Source organism: Mastigocoleus sp. MO_188.B34, assembly GCF_030065675.1.
Taxonomy (GTDB): Bacteria; Cyanobacteriota; Cyanobacteriia; order Cyanobacteriales; family Nostocaceae; genus Mastigocoleus.
On record NZ_JASJDK010000121.1, the window covers coordinates 1 to 21,542 of the forward strand.

The 21,542-nt window shown below is 37.5% G+C and carries 19 protein-coding genes, 1 other RNA gene and 1 riboswitch; of the genes, 10 read left to right on the forward strand and 10 right to left on the reverse strand.

Going from position 1 to position 21,542, the window contains the following annotated elements:
• Positions 1 to 124: 124 nt before the first annotated feature.
• From QNJ50_RS22760 to QNJ50_RS22780, 5 genes are all read right to left on the reverse strand, one after another.
• Positions 125 to 607, reverse strand: coding sequence for a DUF4168 domain-containing protein (locus tag QNJ50_RS22760; protein WP_300639927.1), 483 nt, complete (start codon positions 605 to 607; stop codon positions 125 to 127).
• Positions 608 to 708: 101 nt separating this feature from the next.
• On the reverse strand, positions 709 to 1,704 hold the full coding sequence (gene holA / locus QNJ50_RS22765) for a DNA polymerase III subunit delta (RefSeq protein ID WP_300639930.1): 996 nt from the start codon (positions 1,702 to 1,704) through the stop codon (positions 709 to 711).
• 156 nt (positions 1,705 to 1,860) lie between these two features.
• Positions 1,861 to 2,253, reverse strand: a transfer-messenger RNA (tmRNA) gene (gene ssrA, locus QNJ50_RS22770).
• A gap of 83 nt (positions 2,254 to 2,336) precedes the next feature.
• A complete protein-coding gene (locus QNJ50_RS22775) occupies positions 2,337 to 2,675 on the reverse strand; it encodes a XisI protein (RefSeq protein ID WP_300639933.1) in 339 nt (112 codons plus the stop codon).
• Positions 2,660 to 3,079: an element excision factor XisH family protein gene (locus tag QNJ50_RS22780; RefSeq protein WP_300639936.1), complete on the reverse strand. Its 420-nt coding sequence runs from the start codon at positions 3,077 to 3,079 to the stop codon at positions 2,660 to 2,662. The genes QNJ50_RS22775 and QNJ50_RS22780 overlap by 16 nt, the downstream gene beginning before the upstream one ends.
• A 607-nt stretch (positions 3,080 to 3,686) precedes the next feature.
• On the opposite strand from QNJ50_RS22780, the gene QNJ50_RS22785 reads away from it, so the two are divergent.
• Entirely contained in the window at positions 3,687 to 5,216 is a 1,530-nt protein-coding gene (locus QNJ50_RS22785) for a YifB family Mg chelatase-like AAA ATPase (RefSeq protein WP_300639939.1), read from the forward strand.
• Between the two features lie 325 nt (positions 5,217 to 5,541).
• A complete protein-coding gene (locus tag QNJ50_RS22790; RefSeq protein ID WP_300639942.1) occupies positions 5,542 to 7,764 on the forward strand; it encodes an amino acid permease in 2,223 nt (740 codons plus the stop codon).
• A gap of 302 nt (positions 7,765 to 8,066) precedes the next feature.
• On the opposite strand, the gene QNJ50_RS22795 is transcribed toward QNJ50_RS22790, so the two are convergent.
• Entirely contained in the window at positions 8,067 to 8,345 is a 279-nt protein-coding gene (locus QNJ50_RS22795) for a hypothetical protein (RefSeq protein ID WP_300639945.1), read from the reverse strand.
• A 318-nt stretch (positions 8,346 to 8,663) separates the two neighbouring features.
• Positions 8,664 to 8,719: riboswitch (Glutamine riboswitch) on the forward strand.
• Between the two features lie 36 nt (positions 8,720 to 8,755).
• Here QNJ50_RS22795 and QNJ50_RS22800 point away from each other — a divergent pair.
• Positions 8,756 to 9,073: a DUF4278 domain-containing protein gene (locus tag QNJ50_RS22800; protein WP_300639948.1), complete on the forward strand. Its 318-nt coding sequence runs from the start codon at positions 8,756 to 8,758 to the stop codon at positions 9,071 to 9,073.
• Positions 9,074 to 9,221: 148 nt separating this feature from the next.
• Here QNJ50_RS22800 and chlG read toward each other — a convergent pair whose 3' ends face one another.
• The 4 genes from chlG to QNJ50_RS22820 form a co-directional block, all read right to left on the reverse strand.
• The gene (chlG, locus tag QNJ50_RS22805; protein ID WP_300639951.1) at positions 9,222 to 10,265 is read right to left on the reverse strand and encodes a chlorophyll synthase ChlG; all 1,044 of its coding nucleotides are present in this window, start codon (positions 10,263 to 10,265) and stop codon (positions 9,222 to 9,224) included.
• Positions 10,266 to 10,329: 64 nt separating this feature from the next.
• Positions 10,330 to 11,433 carry an ArsA family ATPase gene (locus QNJ50_RS22810; RefSeq protein ID WP_300639954.1) on the reverse strand — a complete coding sequence of 368 codons (1,104 nt, stop codon included), beginning with the start codon at positions 11,431 to 11,433 and terminating at the stop codon, positions 10,330 to 10,332.
• A gap of 408 nt (positions 11,434 to 11,841) precedes the next feature.
• Positions 11,842 to 12,033, reverse strand: coding sequence for a DUF2862 domain-containing protein (locus QNJ50_RS22815; RefSeq protein ID WP_300639957.1), 192 nt, complete (start codon positions 12,031 to 12,033; stop codon positions 11,842 to 11,844).
• A gap of 444 nt (positions 12,034 to 12,477) precedes the next feature.
• Positions 12,478 to 13,593 carry a glucuronosyltransferase gene (locus QNJ50_RS22820; protein WP_300639960.1) on the reverse strand — a complete coding sequence of 372 codons (1,116 nt, stop codon included), beginning with the start codon at positions 13,591 to 13,593 and terminating at the stop codon, positions 12,478 to 12,480.
• A gap of 823 nt (positions 13,594 to 14,416) precedes the next feature.
• On the opposite strand from QNJ50_RS22820, the gene QNJ50_RS22825 reads away from it, so the two are divergent.
• The 7 genes from QNJ50_RS22825 to asnB all read left to right on the forward strand — a co-directional run.
• Entirely contained in the window at positions 14,417 to 15,766 is a 1,350-nt protein-coding gene (locus QNJ50_RS22825; RefSeq protein ID WP_300639963.1) for a nucleotide sugar dehydrogenase, read from the forward strand.
• On the forward strand, positions 15,763 to 16,707 hold the full coding sequence (locus QNJ50_RS22830; protein ID WP_300639966.1) for a Gfo/Idh/MocA family oxidoreductase: 945 nt from the start codon (positions 15,763 to 15,765) through the stop codon (positions 16,705 to 16,707). Before QNJ50_RS22825 ends, QNJ50_RS22830 begins: the two co-directional genes overlap by 4 nt.
• A complete protein-coding gene (locus tag QNJ50_RS22835) occupies positions 16,700 to 17,281 on the forward strand; it encodes an acyltransferase (protein WP_300639969.1) in 582 nt (193 codons plus the stop codon). The genes QNJ50_RS22830 and QNJ50_RS22835 overlap by 8 nt, the downstream gene beginning before the upstream one ends.
• Before the next feature lie 197 nt (positions 17,282 to 17,478).
• Positions 17,479 to 18,654: a DegT/DnrJ/EryC1/StrS family aminotransferase gene (locus tag QNJ50_RS22840; protein ID WP_300639972.1), complete on the forward strand. Its 1,176-nt coding sequence runs from the start codon at positions 17,479 to 17,481 to the stop codon at positions 18,652 to 18,654.
• 27 nt (positions 18,655 to 18,681) lie between these two features.
• The gene (locus QNJ50_RS22845; protein WP_300639975.1) at positions 18,682 to 19,545 is read left to right on the forward strand and encodes an ABC transporter permease; all 864 of its coding nucleotides are present in this window, start codon (positions 18,682 to 18,684) and stop codon (positions 19,543 to 19,545) included.
• Positions 19,546 to 19,739: 194 nt separating this feature from the next.
• A complete protein-coding gene (locus QNJ50_RS22850) occupies positions 19,740 to 20,735 on the forward strand; it encodes a hypothetical protein (protein WP_300639978.1) in 996 nt (331 codons plus the stop codon).
• Positions 20,736 to 20,778: 43 nt separating this feature from the next.
• The coding region (asnB, locus tag QNJ50_RS22855) for an asparagine synthase (glutamine-hydrolyzing) (RefSeq protein ID WP_300639981.1) at positions 20,779 to 21,542 on the forward strand (764 nt) is incomplete at its 3' end.

Below are 21,542 nucleotides of genomic sequence, written 5' to 3' on the forward strand. Positions count from 1 at the left end.
TACCTGGGTCAACCGATTGCAGTAATGCGGACACTAATTTCTCTGGTGGTTTTTGCGTCATGGGTCATATTCTACGATACATCCCCTACATTTGTTCCTTCTTCTTTTTTCTTCTTACCCCGATTTACTGAGCGGATACATTTTTACGACCACCTTGTTCCTTAATTAGTGCATCGTAGATTTGTTGATGTACTTTATTATCTCTTTTTGCAGCTTCAGTAATCTTATTAAAGCGTTCAATACTCAAGCCGTTACTTTCAACTATTTTTCGGGAGCGCTTACAGTATTCATTTGCAATCTTTTTCGCATCTCCAGGTAATTCACCAAAACTTTTTGGATCGTTACAAACGATATTGGGGATTTTTTCACGCTCACCCAAAATTTTTTTTATTTTGTCATAGGCTTGTTGGCGAGGTTTTTCCATTTTTATCACGATCGCAGCATACTTCTTGACATCACTTTGTCTGATATTTCCGTTTGCGTGAGCTTTCGTGTTGGAAAAAATAATAGAGCCCGAAAAAGTGGTAAAGATTGTTGAAATTAATAATGTTTTAATGATAATCTTATTCGGATTTAGTCTGAAGGAAAAATTTAATGGCTTAGTCATTTGTGAAGGAAAAAAGTTACAGTAGGGATATATTAATAACTTTGAATATTTCTACTAGTGAGAAGTTCCCTCCAAAAAATCAAATCATTCTGTCTTTATCTCTAATATTTATTCTTGCTGCATATTTGACATAACTCAATGGTCGTAGTTTGAAGTGCTGACATTGGATTTGCTCCCTGCTTTAGATTTACCTCTAGTCTTAGTAATATTGGTGGTATGGAAATTAGCTGTTTCAAAGAAAGAGATTTGATTTCTTGTTGTAAAAAATAAATACGCTTTGGATTTCCAACTTCTGCAGCTTGAGCAATAGCTTGTTGATTTTTTTCACCACTTTCCATCATAATTTTGACCCACAACCAAGTCCGAAATTGACCGATTAATGTGGCTAATATCTTTAATGCTGGCTCATTTGCATTAATTAAATCAGCTACTAATGTTAAAGCTCTAGATGTATTTCCTTCTCTAATTGCTGCAGCTAGTTGCAAGCTATTTTGAGTCGTATTTCTTACTAATTTATTGATAGTATTGATTTCTAAAGGTTGTTTAGTTCCTCCAGTATAAAGTTGTAATTTCTCTAATTCATTATGCAGTAATCGCGTATCATTTCCTACTGCTTCAGCGATAATTTCTAAACCTTGGGGAGTGATTTGCAAACCAATATCTTTTGCTACTTGACTAACGGATTTTACTATAAGTTCTTTTTTCCAAGGTGGAACTAAAGCAAATTCTCGATATTCTGTTGCAAATTTTTTCAGTAATTTTGTGGATTTGATGCGTTCATCAAATTTTTTTCGACTAGTAAGTAATAAAAATGAATCTTCGGGAATTACTGATAAAGTACGCTGTAATTCATTGAGTACGTTTTCCGGACATTGTTGTACCAAAGTGGTATTCATTAGCCAAACTAAGCGTCCCCCTGCACCAAATTTAGGTGTCATGGCTTGATTTAAACCATCTATTAAGGCGTCGGAGCCATCTGGTGGAATTGCGTTGTAGTTAAAACTCGACCATTCAGGAACAAGAACGCGATCGCGTAATTTTTGTATGGCTTTTTCTATGGCATAATCGTCTTCACCCCAGTAAACATAAACTGGCATCACAAACCTCGATACAGATCGTAATTGGAAATATTGTAAATTGAAGCAGATAAAATATAAGCTTTACGGGAAGCTTTACGGGTATTTACTTAAATGTAGTTACCACAAAAATAAAGCCTACCTTTGAAACAAGATAGACTTTAAGAGTAATGATTTTAGTGGAACCGGGCAGAATCGAACTGCCGTCCGCAATAGGTATTCGCTTACCGCTCATTCACAGGTTTAGCTTCTTTTACCCTCGAAGCGGGGACCGCCCATTATCCCGAACGGTGGGATGCTTTGGTAAAGTCTTTGCTAATAAGTACACCAAAGATTACCTATCAGCGCATCCGTTGGGGTTTGCCTCTAATCCTTAACGGAGTCAAATTAGAAGCACTCGAACCTATAAGAGGTATTTTAGGCTACTGCTACTGCAGCTTCCTTACGAGTAAAGTTTACGATGTTATTCGCATTTACGTTGTTTTGAGCCTTTGATTTGCGAGAGGAGACTCACTCTCGACCTGCATCACGGGTCAGTTTTCGCTACCACGTCGAAACCTTTACGGCCCCATGAATACATATCTACTAATATAATAATACATTTTTGATGAATTGCCAATTCTTAAGGAGTTATTTATCATGACCTTAATCTATCAAGCTACAGCAAAACCAGTATGCTGCCGTATTTTTGGATGGCGAAAACCAAGTACTATATTTTCTTTAGGAATACCTGCATTTACTAAATCAGTCGCGACCCCTTCTTCCGTATCATCGTATTGAATCCAGATCTTGTCGCCAATTAAACTGATATGAATTGGTGTTGCATGGAGATATTGGTTGCCATCCCAGCCAAGGTCTATGATTAGATACTGTCCTCGTTCGTCATCAAATAGAACCTGACAGGTGTAACCATCAGGTAGGTTAGCACGATAATCAGCATGATTCTGGAGGACACTTTTAATAATATTTTGATAGTTCAAGCGGGTATCCATTTTACAATTGCCTCACTTTCATCATCAAATACAATTAATTTTACTACTTGATTTTTGAGTAGTATCTGTCCTAATTCTATTGTGAATACGCTATTAAAGGTTGGTTGAGATACGGCAAGATAAAGGCTTCGCTCAATTTTCATCTCGCTAATAATTTGGCGATACAAGACATATTGCCCTAGCGCTTGCTCCAAATCTCTAACATCAGACTGTCCTACAAAGCTTTTCACTTCGACAACAATTTTTTGGATTCCCTTCTCAGCACTAATAAGCCGCTCTGCACCCAAATCAACCGATAAACGCTTTTTACCAATTTGAAGTGGAAATGGATCATGAGTGATTGTCCATCCATCGTTTTGTAAAGCACGTTTTACTGTGTTGTGATAAATATCTCTTGCTGGCACAAATAATCTAAGCTATGAAAATTGTTAATGTCAGCATATGGCGAAATGTGTTGATTTTGCTAGCAACATTATAGTAGACAGCATAACTATCCAGTTGAGAGGTGCAAAGTCATTGCATAACGAAGCCCAATACTTTTCATCTTTATATCCCCTGCAACGCTATTTTTGTTGAGCACACAAAAGATTCATGACTTTCCAATCTTGGTATTGCTGAAAGTTGCGTAAGCGTCTTCCAAAAAGCCTATTACTTGTATTCATATTAATTTATTTTATTACGCGGGAACTTTCCGTATATCACACTCAGTGATTCATCCAGAGAAAGAGTTAAAAGCATTGTAAGCACAGTATAAGGAATTCTTCTTGACATCGCCAATGTATCTTTATTTATCCGTAAAAATACTTTGCTTAGTATGAATCTCAATAATTCTTATGCGTGTAATATTTTTCAAGTAATAGACCGAATTGTACCGTATATTCACTCGTGTGAGTAGATAAATAAACACTTTCCAGTATATTCCCTGAAACTCTCACTCCCTAAAAGATTAACCACAAGCCAGCCAGCATAATTTTTAGCTATAACAATGTTTTATGCTTAAGGTATTAAAATATGCTTGCCAGAGTCTGGAGTGCATCAATTGTTGGTATTGACGCCGTTAAAGTTGGTGTAGAAGTTGATGTATCGGGTGGTTTACCGGGAATCGTAATTTTAGGTTTACCCGATAGTGCAATTCAAGAATCAAAGGAAAGAGTCAAAGCTACGCTGAAAAATGCTGGTTTTGCTTTTCCGATGCGAAAAATTGTCATTAATTTGACTCCTGCTGACTTACGTAAGGAAGGACCTTGTTTTGATTTACCCATCAGTGTGGGAATTCTTGCTGCTTCAGACCAAGTTAAACCGGAATTATTAGGGGATTATTTATTTTTAGGTGAAGTTTCCTTGGATGGAAGTCTTCGTCCCATAGCTGGTGTATTACCGATCGCTGCTTCTGCTCGGGAAATGGGAATTGTTGGTTTGGTAGTTCCCACAGATAACGCCCAAGAAGCTGCGGTTGTAGAAGGTTTAAAGGTCCACGGATTCGAAAATGTATCTCAAGTTGCTGACTTTTTGAATGAACCCCAAAAATATCAGCCAGTAGAATTGGAAGAGAAACAAGATGTAGGTCGAACGGAATTTAACAGAATAGATTTAAAAGATGTCAAAGGACAAAGCCACGCCCGAAGAGCATTAGAAATTGCAGCTGCAGGAGGGCATAATCTTATATTCGTAGGACCTCCTGGAAGTGGAAAAACTATGTTAGCACGGCGTTTACCGGGAATATTACCAGCCTTAGATTTTGCTGAAGCCTTGGAAGTAACTCGCATTCACTCCGTCGCTGGTTTGCTCAAAAATCGCGGGACTTTGGTGCGCGATCGCCCTTTTCGCAGTCCCCACCATTCGGCTTCTGGACCTTCCTTAGTTGGTGGTGGTAGTTATCCCCGTCCGGGTGAAATATCAATAGCACATCAAGGTGTACTTTTCCTCGATGAGTTAACAGAATTTAAACGAGATGTTTTAGAGTTTCTGCGTCAGCCCTTGGAAGATGGTTTCGTAACAATCACCCGTACTCGCCAATCTGTAATGTTTCCAGCCCAGTTTACATTGGTAGCTAGTACTAATCCCTGTCCTTGTGGTTATTATGGGGATACCATCCAAGAGTGTAGCTGTTCCCCCAACAAAAGAGAACAATATTGGGCAAAACTTTCTGGACCTCTGATGGATAGAATAGATTTGCAGGTAGCAGTAAACCGTTTAAAACCAGAAGAAATTACCCAGCAACCTAAGGGAGAGTCCTCAAAAACTGTCAGAGAAAGGGTACAAAAAGCTAGAGTAATTGCCGTACAAAGATTTGCAGACGAGACATCCGTACGTTGTAATTCTCACATGCAAAGTCGTCATCTGAGCAAGTGGTGTCAACTAGATGACAGTGCTCGTAATTTACTAGAAGCTGCAATCCGCAAATTAGGCTTATCTGCCAGAGCAAGCGATAGAATTTTAAAAGTAGCACGAACTATTGCAGATTTAGCCGGAGATGAAAATTTGCAACCAAATCATGTCGCCGAAGCAATTCAGTACAGAACTATAGATCGGATGCAGTAAACCAGATCCAGATCTAGTTTGAAGTTTTATCTGGTTTTAAATCTTGAATTTATATCCAAGAATAAAATATAAATTTACCTACTATACAGATTTGATTTGGTTATTTTACTGCATTTTTACTGCAATTCTTTCTTATTAAGGCATATTTTCTCTTTTAGCTGTCTGCTGCTTTAAGATTTTTGACATTTGCTGTGTTTACCTATGTATCAAACATTTACAATGACTACAGCCTAAATAACTAAATTAGAGTTGTATTTTTTTCTCAGATGCCTAAAATTGTACAACTGAATATGTTAGGTGCTTCTTCTAGGAGTATCCATGAAAAATGAAGTTTCAATTCAAACAGAAAGTACAGCAAGATTTAAATCCTTATGACCCAAATTTAGCAGACGCTAAAGCTTCTGGTTTAGGGACATTCGGTGGAGTATACACGCCCTCAGTTTTAACAATTTTGGGTGTGATTATGTACCTGCGATTTGGTTGGGTCGTGGGAAACGTTGGCTTGTTGGGAAGTTTTATAATTGTTACTCTTGCTACACTAATTACTTTTTTGACTGCTTTATCAGTATGCGCGATCGCAACAGATCGAGTCGTAAAAGTAGGTGGTGCTTACTACATGATTAGTAGGTGTTTGGGAATTGAAGTAGGAGGAGCAGTAGGAATTTCCCTTTATTTTGCCCAAGCACTTTCAATTCCGCTCTATACCCTTGGTTTTGCTGAAAGTGTGGTGCAAATCTTCAAAAGTCTCAATCAAACCTATGTTGCATTGGTAATAACAATTTTGGTTGCGATTTTGGCTTTGACTTCTGCATCCCTAGCAGTTAAAGCGCAATACATCATTATGGGAGCTATTGCTCTATCTCTGCTTTCTCTAGTTTTTGGGGGTTCCATACCAGATATTAGTCCCCAAGCATGGGATATACCTACTGATGGAGAATCATTCTGGAGAGTTTTTGCAGTATTCTTCCCCGCAGTCACTGGGATTATGTCAGGGGTGAGCATGTCAGGGGATTTACGTAATCCCAGCCGTTCTATTCCCATTGGTACTTTAGCTGCTGTGGCTACGGGATACATTGTTTACATGCTTCTACCGCTAATTTTAGCGATGCGTGTTGATACCGGAACTCTGGTAAATGAACCCTTAGTGATGAAAATGATATCCCTATGGAGTCCGGCTATTTTATTTGGAGTGTGGGGGGCGACCTTATCAAGTGCTTTGGGTAGTATTCTGGCGGCTCCTCGAGTTCTTCAAGCTTTAGCAAGGGATAGGATTTTACCGCGTTGGCTGTCTTTTTTTGGTAAAGGTAGTGGTGAAAATGACGAACCGCGCATTGCAACCTGTGTCACTCTGAGCGTTGCAATTGCTGCCGTGTGTGTTGGCGACTTAAATGCGATCGCCCCAGTACTGACAATGTTTTTCCTCACTACTTACCTAGTTTTAAATATTTCCGCCAGTATTGAAGGTTTTTTGCGCAGTCCTTCCTTTAGACCTAGTTTTAAAGTCCATTGGATTTGGTCTTTATTGGGGGGAATTGGTTGTTTGTGGGTGATGTTATTAATTAACCCAATTGCCACAATGGTTGCGGCTTTTATTGTGGTGGCAATATACTTTTGGTTACAGCAACGGGAATTAAATACAACTTGGGGAGATGTGCGCCGAGGAATCTGGATGGCGCTATTGCGTACTGGGATTTTTCAGCTTGATAGTGTAGAGGATACCAAAAACTGGCGGCCAAATATTTTAGTATTTTCCGGCTCTCCTAGTAAACGTTGGTCGTTAATTCAATTAGCTAATATATTTACCCACAAGCGAGGATTTATTACCGTATCCAGTGTCTTACCCAGCGCTTCAAAAGATTTTGGACGGCAAAAAGATTTAGAAAATACAATTCGCGAACACCTGAAAAAACAAGACGTACAAGCACTTGTCCGCGTAGTTACCGCAGCCGATCCATTCGAGGGAATGGTACAACTTGTGGAAATTTATGGTTTGGGTCCCCTTGTACCTAACACCGTATTATTAGGAGATAGTGAAGATAACAATAGGCGCGATCGCTACTGCAATACAATTGTGCAACTACATCAAGCCAAACGTAGCGTCATGGTGTTACGGGAAAATCCCGAGCAAGGATTTGGAAGATATCGTTGTATAGATGTATGGTGGGGAGGAATGTACGCCAATGGTAGTTTAATGCTCCTCCTAGCCCACTTGTTACGCTCTACCAGCGAATGGCGAGATGCCCAAATACGCCTTAAGTTATTGGTCAGCAAGGAAGGTGCGGCACAGAACGCTTCAGCAAACTTAAATGCTATGCTCAATCGGCTACGGATAGAAGCAATACCAGAAGTGATAGTTGCTGCAAATCGTTCTTTTGAGACAGTTTTACACGAATCATCCAACAGTGCAGATGTAATTTTTCTCGGTATGGCAACTCCTAGTAAGAGGGATTTTAGGGAGTATTACGAAAAAATGCACGCGCGTACAGCAGATCTACCAACAATTATTTACGTCATGGCTGCACCTGATTTTGCTTTTAATGAGGTGTAGAAATTCAAAAGTCATTAGCGGATCCGCAAGGTAGCGGCTCCGCAGGTAGCGCAGCTATAGCTATAGCGTGTCCGTAAGGACATAAGTCAAAAGTCAAAAGTCAAACTATTAAAAGATAATTCGCTCGAACCTCGCAGAGCGAATTTTTTCCATTGGAAACTTTGTCTTTTGATTCTTAAATTTTTAAATTCTGACTTCTGTCTCCTTTAGACGTAGCATGCTACGTCTCTACTTCTGACTTATGACTCCTGACTCCTGACTTCCAATCACCTACCAGTGATACATAACAATCTGAAACCGTTCTAGTACAACATAGGATTAGTTTTTGCCTGATAATCTAAGCATTCTATTGCTTCTTCTGTATTAGCAATGGAAGGATGAATCGTACACTTTAGTCTGTAATCATCTGTAAAGTAACTACAACCCGAACAAGGAACTTGATGCATTTTTTTAGCTGTTTTGATGCTATCACGGGCTGCGCTCCAGACATTCCAAACTACAAGTATTAATAATAACCACGCACTGACGAAGCAAACAGGTACTAAGAATGGTTGGGCAACGTCAATAATTAGCTTTAACACGGCGAGTTTTAAGAAATTTTCCCAACTGTTAATTATCGGCGAGGAAGCGTACGTTATTTATTACAAATTATTAAGATTTATAGTGAAAATATCACCTCACCAAATATCTCCTCGGCAATCCGGAACCATAAAACCCGCAGAAAATGTTTCCAATTGAAAATCCTGGAATCGCTAATATAAAAAGTACAGATAGTTCTAAATCTAATGGTAAGAATAGTTTTTTCTGAGAATTCTTGAGCATCTATAAGGCAAGTAACATTATTGTGTATGATTCTTGACTTTTTCCTAAAAAACCGTAACAATAGATACAGAAAATAAATCGTTCATCTCTATTTTAGAGACGGAAGTAGGAAAAAATTCCGAAGGAACGCGCCTCATCATGACGATGAATTATTTTAGAGGCGAAAATTATGAAACTTAAATATCGTGGCGTCACTTACGAATACAACCCACAAACAGTTGAAACAACTGAAGGCGAAGTTGGAGGTAAATATCGCGGACTGGACTGGCGATTTCGTAATTTAAAAAAACCTCCGGTACTACAACCTTCTGTTAACTTGACTTATCGTGGTGTTGCTTACAATAACCACCCAATAGCAAGCGAAGAAGCAGCAGCAACAAAGGTTAACGAGAAAGCTCGTCAACTGATGATGAATAAAGAAAAAGCAGCAGATAATCGAGCGGTTTCCATGCTGTATCGTTTAGCTCAAGAATCGGGCTTAGTTTAAGATATTTGGTTAATTGGTAATTGGTAACACTTTTCGAATACCAATAATAGGCAATGTTAATAACAAACAATGGGTAATTAGTTTTTTATTACCCATTACTCATTCCAAATTACCAATTACCGGTTACTAATTATCCATTATCTAAACTTTAAATTCCCGCATGACCAATAGCTAGACCTGCTACCAGCATTCCTATAACCAAGAATGGCTGAGCGCTCGCTTGGTATTTAACGTCATTTTCCAATGGATTACGGAGAAAGTACATATCCTGGAAAGTTATTTGCGGAATAATTAATAGTAGTAATATTGCTGCATACAAATTCTCATGCAGATATATTAGATAGCCAGCGATCGCAGCCTGGAAAACGTCAATCATAATTACACAAATCCAAGCTGCAGTGTTAACACCAAACATTACCGGTAATGACTTTAACCCAAACTTTTTATCCCCTTCAACGCTTTTGAAGTCATTAACAATGGCAATACCCAAACCAGCTAAGCTATATACGACAGTAAAGACAGCGACCTTCCAGTTAAGTTCGCCAAATAAAGCGTGACCGGTACACCAAGGAAAAGCAATATAACTAGCTCCTAAAGCATAACCTCCCCACCAGCCATTTTGTTTTAGTTTCAATGGTGGAGCAGAATAAATATAGGCAATAAATGTACCCAGGAAAGCAATAGTAGTAATGGTGGGGAACTCATTCCCAGCCCATTTGTCTAAGCCAAATGCTAAAGCAAGTCCAGCTAGCAAAAGAACCCAAATTTGAATAACTACTTGTGGTAAAGGTATTGCTCCCGAGGGAATTGGTCTGTAAGGCTCATTAATTGCATCAATTTCGCGATCGTAATACTCATTTAGGGTTTGGGTATACCCTGCAAGTAATGGACCTGCTAGCAACATACAAGCAGCTGACATTAAGACATTTTCTAATGTCCAAGTATATTTTCCAGAAGAAGCCGCACCACAAACAACACCCCAAATCAAGGGTATCCAGGTAATAGGCTTCATTAATTGCAGGCGAATTTTCCAAATCGAGGTTCCACCAGCAGCTGCACCCTTCATTCCTAGCAACTGTCTAGCTTTGGAACCGCTATTTGCATTTGTTTTCACTTCTTCAGGATTTGCAGACTGATTTGCTGAAGAAGATGATGAGTCGGGGTTTGGGGTAATGGGTGTTGATTCTGACATAATAAATATAATGTTGCTAACCGTTACTAACTAGACTATTAGCTGTTAGCCGTTAGCAATTTCTCTAAAAAGAAATTATCAAATAATTATTCTGAAATTTGGCTCCGGTAACGGCTTTACCATTCAAGGGAGGTGGGAGGAAAATATTTCGTCGCTGGTCTCCTGCTTCAATGGTTACCTCAGGACCAGATTGGGTTAATTTAACCTGTTTTTTATCAAATCCAGGTAAAAATAAGCGTACTTTGGCAGCACTTATATCAATTTCTATTGGTTTGGGTGCAAGGCTTGCTTGTTCGACAAAGTTCGGTAGAGTATCCATCACCGGTTCCCATTTGCCTTCTTTAAGTTCTGGTACTACGGTAACTGTTAGGGGTGCAAATTCTTCAGACAAACTAACATTACCACCATCAGATATTGCGATCGCACCACCAACAGTCAAACCAACTTGTTGTGCACTTCCCCAAAGGTAACGACTAGAAGCAACTTCCAGAGGATCGTCAGTAGTGACTAAAAACGCCGTTACTTGCTTGGGGTCTGCAATTGCAGCTTTACCTTTTTCCAAGAAGTTATTAACCTTATTGGTCGGTTGGGCAAAATTATCTGTTGTCCAGTTAACGTTGAATAAAGTGCTAACTAGTGGCTGAATTAAAGGTGATGAATCTGAAATCGTTTTACCCAACTCGGAATTAACAAATAATTGGCGAAAACGTCGCACATACCAACTCATAGATTCTGGCATTCCTAACATTCTTAAACTGTAGGAATCACCAGTACCGTTATAAATAATTACATCATAGTTGCCACTTTCAAAATATTCCCGAAGCGCATTGAGTGCTAGAGCGCTGTCCATCCCAGGTAAAACAGCCAGCTCTTGACCATAAACATCTTTAAGTATGGGTGTCTTGAGGTATTCAGCTTCAATTTTTTTAACGTCTTCCCAACTGCGTTCCAGCAATACAGAAGCTTGAAACTGTACAACCTGTAAATTAGGTGCTATCTCCATTGGATCTGGAGCGACAGGTAAACCCAATAGTAAAGGCAAAACAGGTTCTGCTTGTGCAGCAAGTAATACGCGCTTACCTTGACTCGCCATCAACTTGGCTGCGGCGATCGCAATTTTGGTTCGATGGGTACCGAGACTACCCAGAAATGTCAGTATCAGAGGCATTATTTGAATCCTAAATTCATCGCCGATTGTTTCAATTCCAAGTTAGCACTCTTACTCGGTTGTGGGGGTAAGATGAGGTTTTAAGACCTCAAAATATGCTTGTGGTAACAGGTGACAGGTAGTAGAGAATAGGGAAGAAATTATCGGATTTGGGAGGAATTATATGTTTCCTCCCTGAAGATACGCATTGCATCTCATCCTTACAGTTTTTTCTTCCTGACAATAAATAACTGAACCTCAAAACTTAGGTATCAGAAGAAATAAATATTATTTCACAACTTCTGCAAACCCTAAAATTTCCGTAAATTTCGTTCAGTTTATATGTATGTAGCTAGATAGTTTAGCTATTTCCTCGTTCTTGAGAGCTGTAATGCCAAAGAATCGCAGTTAAATACTGGACGTAAATTACTAGACGATTTTTAGCTCATCTTCAAAAAACCAGGTGGCAAAATTATCATCAAACAGTACTACCAAACCGACACCACTGCCATCAGTCATTTTATAGCTTTGGATGATACCTACTTGCCCTAATCTCTCAGCAATAGATTTCGATACCCGATCGCGTAAACGACATACTTTTACTTTTTGTCCGATTTCCATGCCAAATGTTAACTCAACTAAACCTATTAAACCAAGACTCAGTTTAGCTGAATAAGGGGACAGATTACAGGGTAAAAGAGAAAGCTGAAATATTTAAGGAAGCAATTCTTCAAAATTTCGCCCAATAACCTTGAATTAGAAGATGCTGTTGGCGAATAGAAAGGGGGTTTGACCCATCATTCCTAAACTATATTAATTTCCTCGATTTAAGTACTTTGAAATAGATTCATAAACTTTAGCCCATATTTATTTTATGGAATATAAACAACGCAAAATTAAGACTTTGAGGGTGAGGGGCTAAACCCTACGCAAATTAACCAACAGCATCTTAAGAATACAAAGTATAGAACTTAAGTTTCTAATTGACACAAGACGTAATTTTATAATTTCTTTGCTTTTCTTCAAGTTTGAGGCTTTAATTTGACTTTAGCTTAATTTGTGATATTAGTGAGGGTATAGATTTATTATTTTGAACCAATGGCACACCAATTCCTCCCAGGAACAAATGTCATCAGTTTGTATCTGAGAAGCATCAAAAGCTTGTGCAGACTTTAAAGCATTTTCAATACTCCTCACATCATTCGGGTGATAGTAAAAAATATGACTTCTAGAAGAATATAAAAATACCGGAGCAATTATTGGTAACTGACAGTAAGTATATTGAATAACCTTGAGGCTATCACTCAAAGACTCTACACCAGGATGATAAGAACGTGTTTGAAGAGCAATATCTGCATGTTTGAGATAAGGTATTGTTTTTTCAAAAGGTAATTCTCCGTAGGCCTTAATGTTATTTCTTTGTGGTAGGTTAGGGATTGGACCGATAATGTGAAATTGCCAATCAGGGAAAATTTTGCTGGCTTGTTCTAGAAAGTCATAGTCAAAATAAGAGTTGCCAACAAAAATTAGATTTGGGTTGCCTGATGGTGGATAAGGAGTTAAATGCTTTTGGTCAAAAATATCTTTACGGATGCCATGCAGGTGCAACTTGAGTTTGGGTAGTCCTTCAAAAATATTGTAAATTTTCTGACTGGGAGTGCTGATTAAATCAAATTCAGAGGCTATTCGCTCTTCTGTTTCTAAAACAACATTATGATTACGTAAGAAGCGTAAATCATCGGAAACTCTGTAAATATAGCAAGCATTAGAATTGAGGCGTTTGAATTTTTTAAATAGAAGCAAAGCAGGCGTACTTTCAAAAACAAATAAATCAGCTTGCTTAATCATTGGTTCTACTTCTCCCAGTAGAAGTTCACCATAAGTACTGAATAATGGTTGACTGAGATTATTAAGAAAATCCAATCGTAGATTTCCTGGATGCCAAGGAGTAAACCAAACATAACTCCAAATTCTATCATCTACCTGGAGTAATTTATTAGCTTCTTGAAGTACGGGATATGCTAGACGGTAATCTCTACGAATAACAGACATCCAACTCAGAGCAGCAGTCATAAATACAACTTGCCATCCTTGCTGCCAAAAAGCATCAGCTAACCAATGAAAACCCGCCTTACGTTTAGATTTCCAATAATGACCTGTAACTAAAATTACGCGCTTCATTTTTTTTGTATCTATTTACAGTTTGCCGAAAAAAACTGAAAGGCATGACATATAAAGCTTTTAACAGTAGTCCCAAAAATATAGTACTAAGTGATAAATACTAATTTTATCTATTTGGATATTTAATTTTTTTGTATTTTGGACACTCGTATAAATAATTTCCTAAATTTTGAATGGCAAAAGCTAAGTAATAAAGCAGAGCAAGAAAAATTTTTGGGAAGTTATTTCTTCGAACCTCCTTTGTTTTTGTCAGTTAAAGTCTATATTTTAAAATTAGCAACTAAGTAATTATAAATATGCTATAATCTGCCTGAATTTTAACGGTATATGAAAAAAGTCATTTTAAGTTTTTGCCAAGGTCTGATTTGTTATTATTAATTTTCAATCTATTGACAATAAGCCTGTGAAAAAAAGCAACACTTTTTCGTAGTTTGATAACTTACGATACGAAATTACTATATTCTCCAACCCCCAGCAAACTAATTGTTTTTTAAGGATATCGAAAATAATTTTAATTTTATACTTTATGGAATGTGTAAAACTGTTTTCTAAATTTTCCTATTTTTTTTGACGAAAAGTTTTGTCGTAATATCCAAGCATTATCCCCTATTTAGAGAAATTTTGATTTCTTGAATCGATATAATCGACTAAGTTAAAGATTATAAAATTCTACACAAAATAAACAATTTGTATTACTGTAGACAAAGATTTTTCATAGCTAGAAATTCATCATAATAATATTGCAAAATGAATGTCAATTAACACTCAGCGTCAAAAACACAGAAAACTTTTAAGTTTCTTTATGCTTAATGTCAGGTGCTAAATGATTGAAGAACCCCAAGGGTTAATAGAAGAACCCCAAGCATTGATGAACTTGCGACAAAAAGTAATAGCACATACTGCTATTGTTGGTGTCGTTGGTCTAGGATATGTAGGCTTACCCTTTGCAGTTGAAAAAGCCAAAGTGGGTTATAAAGTTCTGGGGATTGAGCAAAATCCTCTCAGGACTGAGCAAGTGAACATGGGTGAAAGTTATATTGCAGACGTCACAGAAAAAGATTTAAAATCTGCAGTTAGCACAGGAAAATTACAAGCTATTAATAACTTTGAACGAATACATGAGATAGATGTAATCGTAATCTGTGTTCCTACACCTTTGACAAAAAATCTAACCCCGAACTTGAGCTATATCGAAAATGTGACTAATGCAGTAGCCAATGGGTTAAGACCAGGACAGTTAGTAACATTAGAATCCACTACTTATCCAGGAACCACTGATGAGATCATGCGACCTATATTAGAGCAAATAAGTGGTTTAAAGCAAGGACAAGATTTCTTTCTCGCACATTCACCAGAACGAGTAGATCCAGGTAACAAGCGTTATACGACAAAAAATACTAATAAAGTTGTTGGAGCATCTGACCCCAATTCTCTTGCGATTGCTAAGTTATTTTACGAGCAGACAATTGAAAAGGTGGTACCAGTTAATAGCGCCAAAGCTGCTGAATTAGTTAAGGTTTTTGAAAATACTTTCCGAGCAGTCAACATTGCACTGGTAAATGAATTGGCACTATTGTGCGATCGCATGGATTTAAATGTCTGGGAAGTACTAGACGCAGCCAATACTAAACCATTTGGTATCATGCCTTTTTATCCCGGACCTGGAGTCGGTGGACATTGTATTCCTTTAGACCCCCACTATTTGGAGTGGAAAGCGAAAGAATTTAACTTTGAAACCCATTTTATTGCTTTGGCGGGGGAAATTAATCGCCGAATGCCTGAATTTGTCAGAGAAAAAACCTGGCGAGCTTTAAATAATTTAGGTGTAGCCCCAGCTAATGCTAAAGTATTGATGATTGGTGTTGCTTATAAAAAAGATTTGGGAGATTGGCGAGAATCTCCAGCAATTCATGTAATCAATAATTTATTAAAAGATGGCATAGATATTTCTTACCACGATCCCTATGTGCCATCAATTAATATCGCCGGTAAGACTTTTGAGTCGATTTCTTTAATTTCAGAAATAATATCAACTTTTGACTTAGTCATAATTACTACTGACCATACTCGAGTTGATTACATCAGTATTGTGGAACAAGCTAAAGCTGTTTTAGATACACGTGGTATAACTAGACATTTGAACTGTGCTAGTGAAAAGGTGACTTTATTGTGAGCCAAGTTATTGTAGTTGGTGCTGGTAATTGGGGTAAAAACCTCGTTCGTAATTTTCATGCTTTGGGTGCTTTGGCTGGCGTTGCAGAGGCTAATCCTGAGTTAAAAAACAAAGTTGAGATTGATTATCCTGGATTAGTCACTTATTCAGATTATGAACATGTTCTGGAAACAGATATTCCTGCAATTGTTTTAGCAACTCCTGCACCTACCCATTATAAGTTTGCACTCGCAGCTTTGGAAGCAGGTAAAGATGTGTTTGTAGAAAAACCCATAACACTAAAAACAGAAGAAGCCAAAGTATTAGCGGAATATGCTGACAAACACTCACGTATTTTGATGGTTGGGCATTTACTACTTTATCAACCTGCGACCGCTTGGATGCGAGATTATTTAGCTAGTGGTAAAGCCGGGAAGGTGCTTCATGTTGCTACCCAGAGAGCAAAACTTGGTAGAGTGCGTCGGGAAGAGAATGTTTGGTGGTCTTTTGCACCTCATGATGTTTCTGTAGTATTAGACTTACTGGGAAATCCTGCAATCGAAAAAGTGAAAGCCAGTGGTCAGGCGATATTACAGCCAAACATTGAAGATAATACACACGTAGACTTATCTTTTGTGGGCGGTCAAACAGCTCATCTTTATTGTTCGTGGTTGTGGCCATTATTACAACGCAGTACTACTGTTATTACTGAGCAACAGATGTTAGTTTACGATGAAGTTGCTCAAAAAGTAACGGTGTATAACAAGGGAGTTGATGAGAATCTCAAGAACCGAGATCGAGGAAGTCAAGTAATAGATGTGGCTGCATCAGAACCTTTAAAAATTGAGTGTTCCCATTTCTTAGAATGTTTGCAGAATCGTGAAAAACCCCGTTCAGATGGATGGAATGGAGTTGCTGTGGTAGATATTTTAGAAAAAGCACAGGAGGCAATGAATGGGTGATTATTTTGTGCATGAGTCAGCTTATGTGGATGAAGGAGCCCAAATCGGTGCAGGAACGAAGATTTGGCATTTTTGCCATATTATGGGTAAGGCAAAGATTGGGCAAAAATGTTCCTTTGGTCAAAATGTCTTGGTTGCGAATAATGTCATTATTGGGGACGGTTGCAAAATTCAGAATAATGTTTCCCTTTATGAAGGGTTAATTCTGGAAGACTACGTATTTTGCGGTCCTAGTATGGTTTTTACCAATATAAAAACTCCTCGTTGCGAGTTTCCTCGCAATACCAGCGATCATTATCTCAAAACATTGGTTAAGCGGGGGGCCAGTATTGGAGCTAATGCAACTATTGTTTGTGGTGTCACCTTACATGAAAATGCATTTGTTGCTGCAGGGGCTGTAGTAACAAAAGATGTACCTGCTTTTGCAATGGTAGCAGGGGTTCCAGCCAGAATTATTGGCTGGATGAGTTCTTATGGTGATGTCTTAGAGTTTGACTTTGACGGTTACGCGATAGATTCAACTGGGACAAAATATCAGCAAATCTCATCAATGGAAGTACAAAAAGTAGTATAGATAAGTTGCTTTTGTACCAGTTTGCCTCTAAATTTTCCAGCAGGCGATGCAAGTTAATTTCTTCCTAACATCTCGCTCGACAAAACCAAGAGGAAGAAACCAGATTTGTCCACTTTTGACAGGGTGCATCTCTGGTATATGAAAACATTAGGGTTAATTAATTAGAGTAATTTCTTTGGCTGCTAGGTTAAAAATTAATGAGTACAAATAAAATTCCTGTTTTAGACCTCAAACCCCAATATCAAGCCCTGAAGAATGAAATTCAGGCGGCGATTAACGCTGTTCTGGAATCGAGTCAATTTATTATGGGTCCAGAAGTCAAGCGGTTTGAAGAAGAGGTGGCGGCTTATTTGGGAGTCAAGCATGCCATCGGTGTGAATTCTGGAACTGATGCTTTAGTAATTGGTTTAAAAGCTTTAGGTATTGGGGAAGGGGATGAGGTAATTACTACCCCTTTTAGTTTTTTTGCTACAGCAGAATCAATTAGTAATGTAGGGGGAAAGCCAGTTTTTGTTGATATTAACCCCCATACATACAATATTGATCCAAAAGCAATTAAAGAGCAAATTACTTCCCGAACTAAGGCAATTATGCCAGTTCATCTCTATGGTAATCCCGCTGCTATGGGTCAAATTATGGATATTGCCCAAATTCATGGTTTAAAAATCATTGAAGACTGTGCTCAATCTTTTGGTGCAAAATATCATGGGAGTTGTTCCTTTTGTCAGGAGTCTTGTCAAGAGAGTACTCGGGCAAAGATTAGTGATAAATTGACAGGAACCATTGGTAATGTAGGGGCATTTTCGTTTTTCCCTTCCAAGAATTTGGGTGCTTATGGGGATGGTGGTTTAATTGCTACCGATGATGACAAAATTGCAGAATCAGCAAGAATGTTACGGGTGCATGGAGCAAAGAAAAAGTATCGTAACGAGATTTTGGGTTACAATTCTCGTTTAGATAGTTTGCAAGCTGCTATTTTGCGAGTAAAGCTTAAGTATATTGATGAGTGGAATCAGGGTAGATGCAGGGTTGCTAAGACTTACAATGATTTATTGGCAGATGTTGATGGTATTATCACGCCAGAGTTAGCTGATGGTCATGTTTTCCATCAATACACTATTCGAGTTTTGGATGGTAGGCGGGATTCTGTAAAACAATATTTAGCAGAGCAGGGTATTGGTAGTATGATTTACTATCCAGTTCCCCAAGATAAATTACCAGTTTATCAAGGACAATATTCTGCTAATGCGGTGAGTGATATGCTGGCGACAGAGGTGCTGAGTTTGCCAATTTGGCCGGAATTAAAAGAAGCGGATATTAAACAGATTGCAGGTAAAATCAAGGAAATTTTAACCTGTGTAAATTTAGGGTAATTTCATTTGAGGTGAAACAACTAGAAAATGATTCATAACAAAACACCTGTTATACGCAGCTTGAAAAGATTTTTTAATTCTTTTATTCAGCTTTACTGTCAGGTGATATTACCACCTTTTGCGACCCTATTACGGCATCGCTTAATGCTGTATCAAACGACCATTAACGAAATAAAAACCCGTTATGCAGGTTCTGTTTTGGGGTTGCTGTGGCTAGTTGTTTACCCCTTACTATTTTTGGGAACTTATGCTGTCGTTTATTTATATATATTTAAAATTCGTTTTCCAGATTTAAGTTCGAATGAATATGTAGCACTAATATTCTGTGGGTTAATCCCTTTTTTAGGGTTTTCCGAGGCTTTGAGTGCAGGGGTTCCTTGTGTCGTCTCTAGTTCCAATCTGATTAAAAACACTTTATTCCCGATAGAACTAGTTCCTGTCAAAGCTGTATTCGTGGGTCAGGCTACCCAATTTGTGGGAATGATATTGCTACTAATAGCATTAACATTGATTGGTAAACTGTCTATACTCTCTCCGATATTTTTATTAGTTTGGGCTTGTCAAATTTTATTTTCTATTGGTCTGGTTTGGATTCTTTCCAGCTTAAATGTATATATCCGGGATATTCAAAATATTATTGCCATTGTAATTTTAATATTAATGATGCTGAGTCCTATTGCTTATACAGAAGCAATGGTTCCAGAATCTATGCGACCTTTTTTAGCTATGAATCCACTCTACTACATGATTATTTCTTATCAATCAGTATTAATGTTAAACCAATTTCCTTTCAGAACATTTGTGCCTCTAATTGTTATGTCATTTGGCATCTATATAATTGGTTTTTGGTTCTTTACACGCATGAAAAAAATATTTAGCGATAATATTTAACCTGAGTTCGGGATAAGCTGAAAGTCTCATTACACGGTTGTTTTATTCTGGTAAATGTTAACGTGTTTGCGTTGTTTGAGTCAGTAAACGTTAAATAAATCTCCTTAATCCGAACTGACATTATTTAAAAATATTAAGTAACCTGACAGACAATGTGTCTAAATAACATTTATAAAAAGAAAAGACTATTATTGATGTTTATCATCATCTTTGTTTTATCCACTATTATTTTCTTTTTCAAAGCATCTTATATCAAATTAATAAATTATTATATACCTTGGTATGAAGCTGGAATCAGTAGAGAAGAATTTATTAAACATAAAATCATTCCTGCCTTGGGTCAAGCACCAGTCTTAAAAGAAACAGTAACTCCCCTTAAAAAAAAACTTGGAGATATTCATACCTATTATTATGTTAATCCTCTACAGGAAAAAGTACCAGTCATTATTTTAAATAATAATCAAAATATAAGTACACAGAAAGTAGTAATAGCTATTCATGAAACTAATAAGATAGGTGGCGAAGAACCTTGTGGCAAAAATATTAAAGATGAAATGGCTTATGGAAGAGCTCTATCCGAAAAAGGTTATATTGTTGTTTGTCCAACACTATCGTTTACAGGTAGGCGTCAGCCCATCAATTATTGGGATACAAAACAATTTTATGAAAATTATCCAAATTGGTCTGCCTTAGGAAAAGATATTATGGAAATTTCCTGGCTTCTTGATTCAATGGCAATATCAGGCTTTGATGTTTCTAACGTTGCAGTTATTGGTCACTCTCAAGGAGCAATATATGGACTTTTTGCTGCTGCTTTAGATTTGAGAATCAAGACTGTAATTGCTAATGCCGGTTTTGTTAGTTTTAAGTACGATCCAAATCCAGAAAGGTGGAGTAGAAATAAGTGGTATAAGGCACTCCCTAAGATTCCAAGCGAATTTACCTATGCCGAAGTAGTCGCAGCTATTGCTCCACGCAACGCTTTGATTTGTAATTATCTACAAGATGAGATTTTGGTAGCGACATATCCTTACGACCATATTAAAAATATGATTGAAAAGTATCCTTCAATTGACTGGTTGTTTTTCAGCGAAGGTCATAGTTTTCCAATTGAGGTAAGAGAATTTGCATTTTCATGGCTATCTCAAACATTTATTAGTCATACAAAAAATAATCATCTAACCAAATAATTGATATTAAATATAATTCTCAAAATATAGAACATCTTTTACTATGTGTGGAATTGCAGGAGTTATAAGTCTGGCGCGAGAAACTATCCCAGCCTTAAATCGTCGCTTAGTGTTAATGAATGAATTACAAAGCCACCGAGGACCTGATGGAGAAGGAGTTTGGGAACATCCTGAGAAACATCTTGGTTTTGCCCATCGTCGGTTGAGCATTATTGATTTGAGTACTGGTAGTCAACCAATGAGTGATCAAGCATGTAATTGGTTGACTTATAATGGCGAAATTTATAATTATATTGAGTTAAGAGAAGAATTAGGTGTTGAAAATTTTATTACTAAGTCTGACACAGAAGTAATTCTCCATGCTTATCGTAAATGGGGAATATATTGTGTAAATCATTTTCGAGGAATGTTTGCTTTTTCCCTTTGGGATGAATCGAATCAGATATTATTCTGTGCTAGAGATAGATTTGGAGTCAAACCTTTTTATTATACTATTGTAGGTAATACCTTATATTTTGCTTCAGAAATCAAAGCACTATTACCTTTTATTCACAATATTGAAACAGATTTGGAAGGATTTAAAGATTATCTTACTTTCCAATTTTGTTTAGCTGGTAAAACTTTATTTAAAGGTATTTACGAACTATTACCAGGACATTTTTTAAAAGTAGTAAATGGTGCTATTGAAGTTAAACGTTATTGGGAAGTTTACTATGAATTAGACTTCGATCATACAGCAAAGTATTTTGAAGAAAAGATTGCAGAACTATTATCAGAATCAGTAGAATTACATCTGCGTAGTGATGT

Coding starts and splice junctions, on each gene's coding strand:
- QNJ50_RS22840 (WP_300639972.1), top strand. CDS start 17,479: ATGAGTACAAATAAAATTCCTGTTTTAGACCTCAAACCCCAATATCAA.
- QNJ50_RS22825 (WP_300639963.1), top strand. CDS start 14,417: ATGATTGAAGAACCCCAAGGGTTAATAGAAGAACCCCAAGCATTGATG.
- QNJ50_RS22815 (WP_300639957.1), bottom strand. CDS start 12,033: ATGGAAATCGGACAAAAAGTAAAAGTATGTCGTTTACGCGATCGGGTA.
- QNJ50_RS22775 (WP_300639933.1), bottom strand. CDS start 2,675: ATGGATACCCGCTTGAACTATCAAAATATTATTAAAAGTGTCCTCCAG.
- QNJ50_RS22810 (WP_300639954.1), bottom strand. CDS start 11,433: ATGCCTCTGATACTGACATTTCTGGGTAGTCTCGGTACCCATCGAACC.
- QNJ50_RS22790 (WP_300639942.1), top strand. CDS start 5,542: ATGAAGTTTCAATTCAAACAGAAAGTACAGCAAGATTTAAATCCTTAT.
- QNJ50_RS22850 (WP_300639978.1), top strand. CDS start 19,740: ATGTTTATCATCATCTTTGTTTTATCCACTATTATTTTCTTTTTCAAA.
- QNJ50_RS22785 (WP_300639939.1), top strand. CDS start 3,687: ATGCTTGCCAGAGTCTGGAGTGCATCAATTGTTGGTATTGACGCCGTT.
- QNJ50_RS22820 (WP_300639960.1), bottom strand. CDS start 13,593: ATGAAGCGCGTAATTTTAGTTACAGGTCATTATTGGAAATCTAAACGT.
- QNJ50_RS22800 (WP_300639948.1), top strand. CDS start 8,756: ATGAAACTTAAATATCGTGGCGTCACTTACGAATACAACCCACAAACA.
- QNJ50_RS22845 (WP_300639975.1), top strand. CDS start 18,682: ATGATTCATAACAAAACACCTGTTATACGCAGCTTGAAAAGATTTTTT.
- QNJ50_RS22835 (WP_300639969.1), top strand. CDS start 16,700: ATGGGTGATTATTTTGTGCATGAGTCAGCTTATGTGGATGAAGGAGCC.
- QNJ50_RS22760 (WP_300639927.1), bottom strand. CDS start 607: ATGACTAAGCCATTAAATTTTTCCTTCAGACTAAATCCGAATAAGATT.
- chlG (WP_300639951.1), bottom strand. CDS start 10,265: ATGTCAGAATCAACACCCATTACCCCAAACCCCGACTCATCATCTTCT.
- holA (WP_300639930.1), bottom strand. CDS start 1,704: ATGCCAGTTTATGTTTACTGGGGTGAAGACGATTATGCCATAGAAAAA.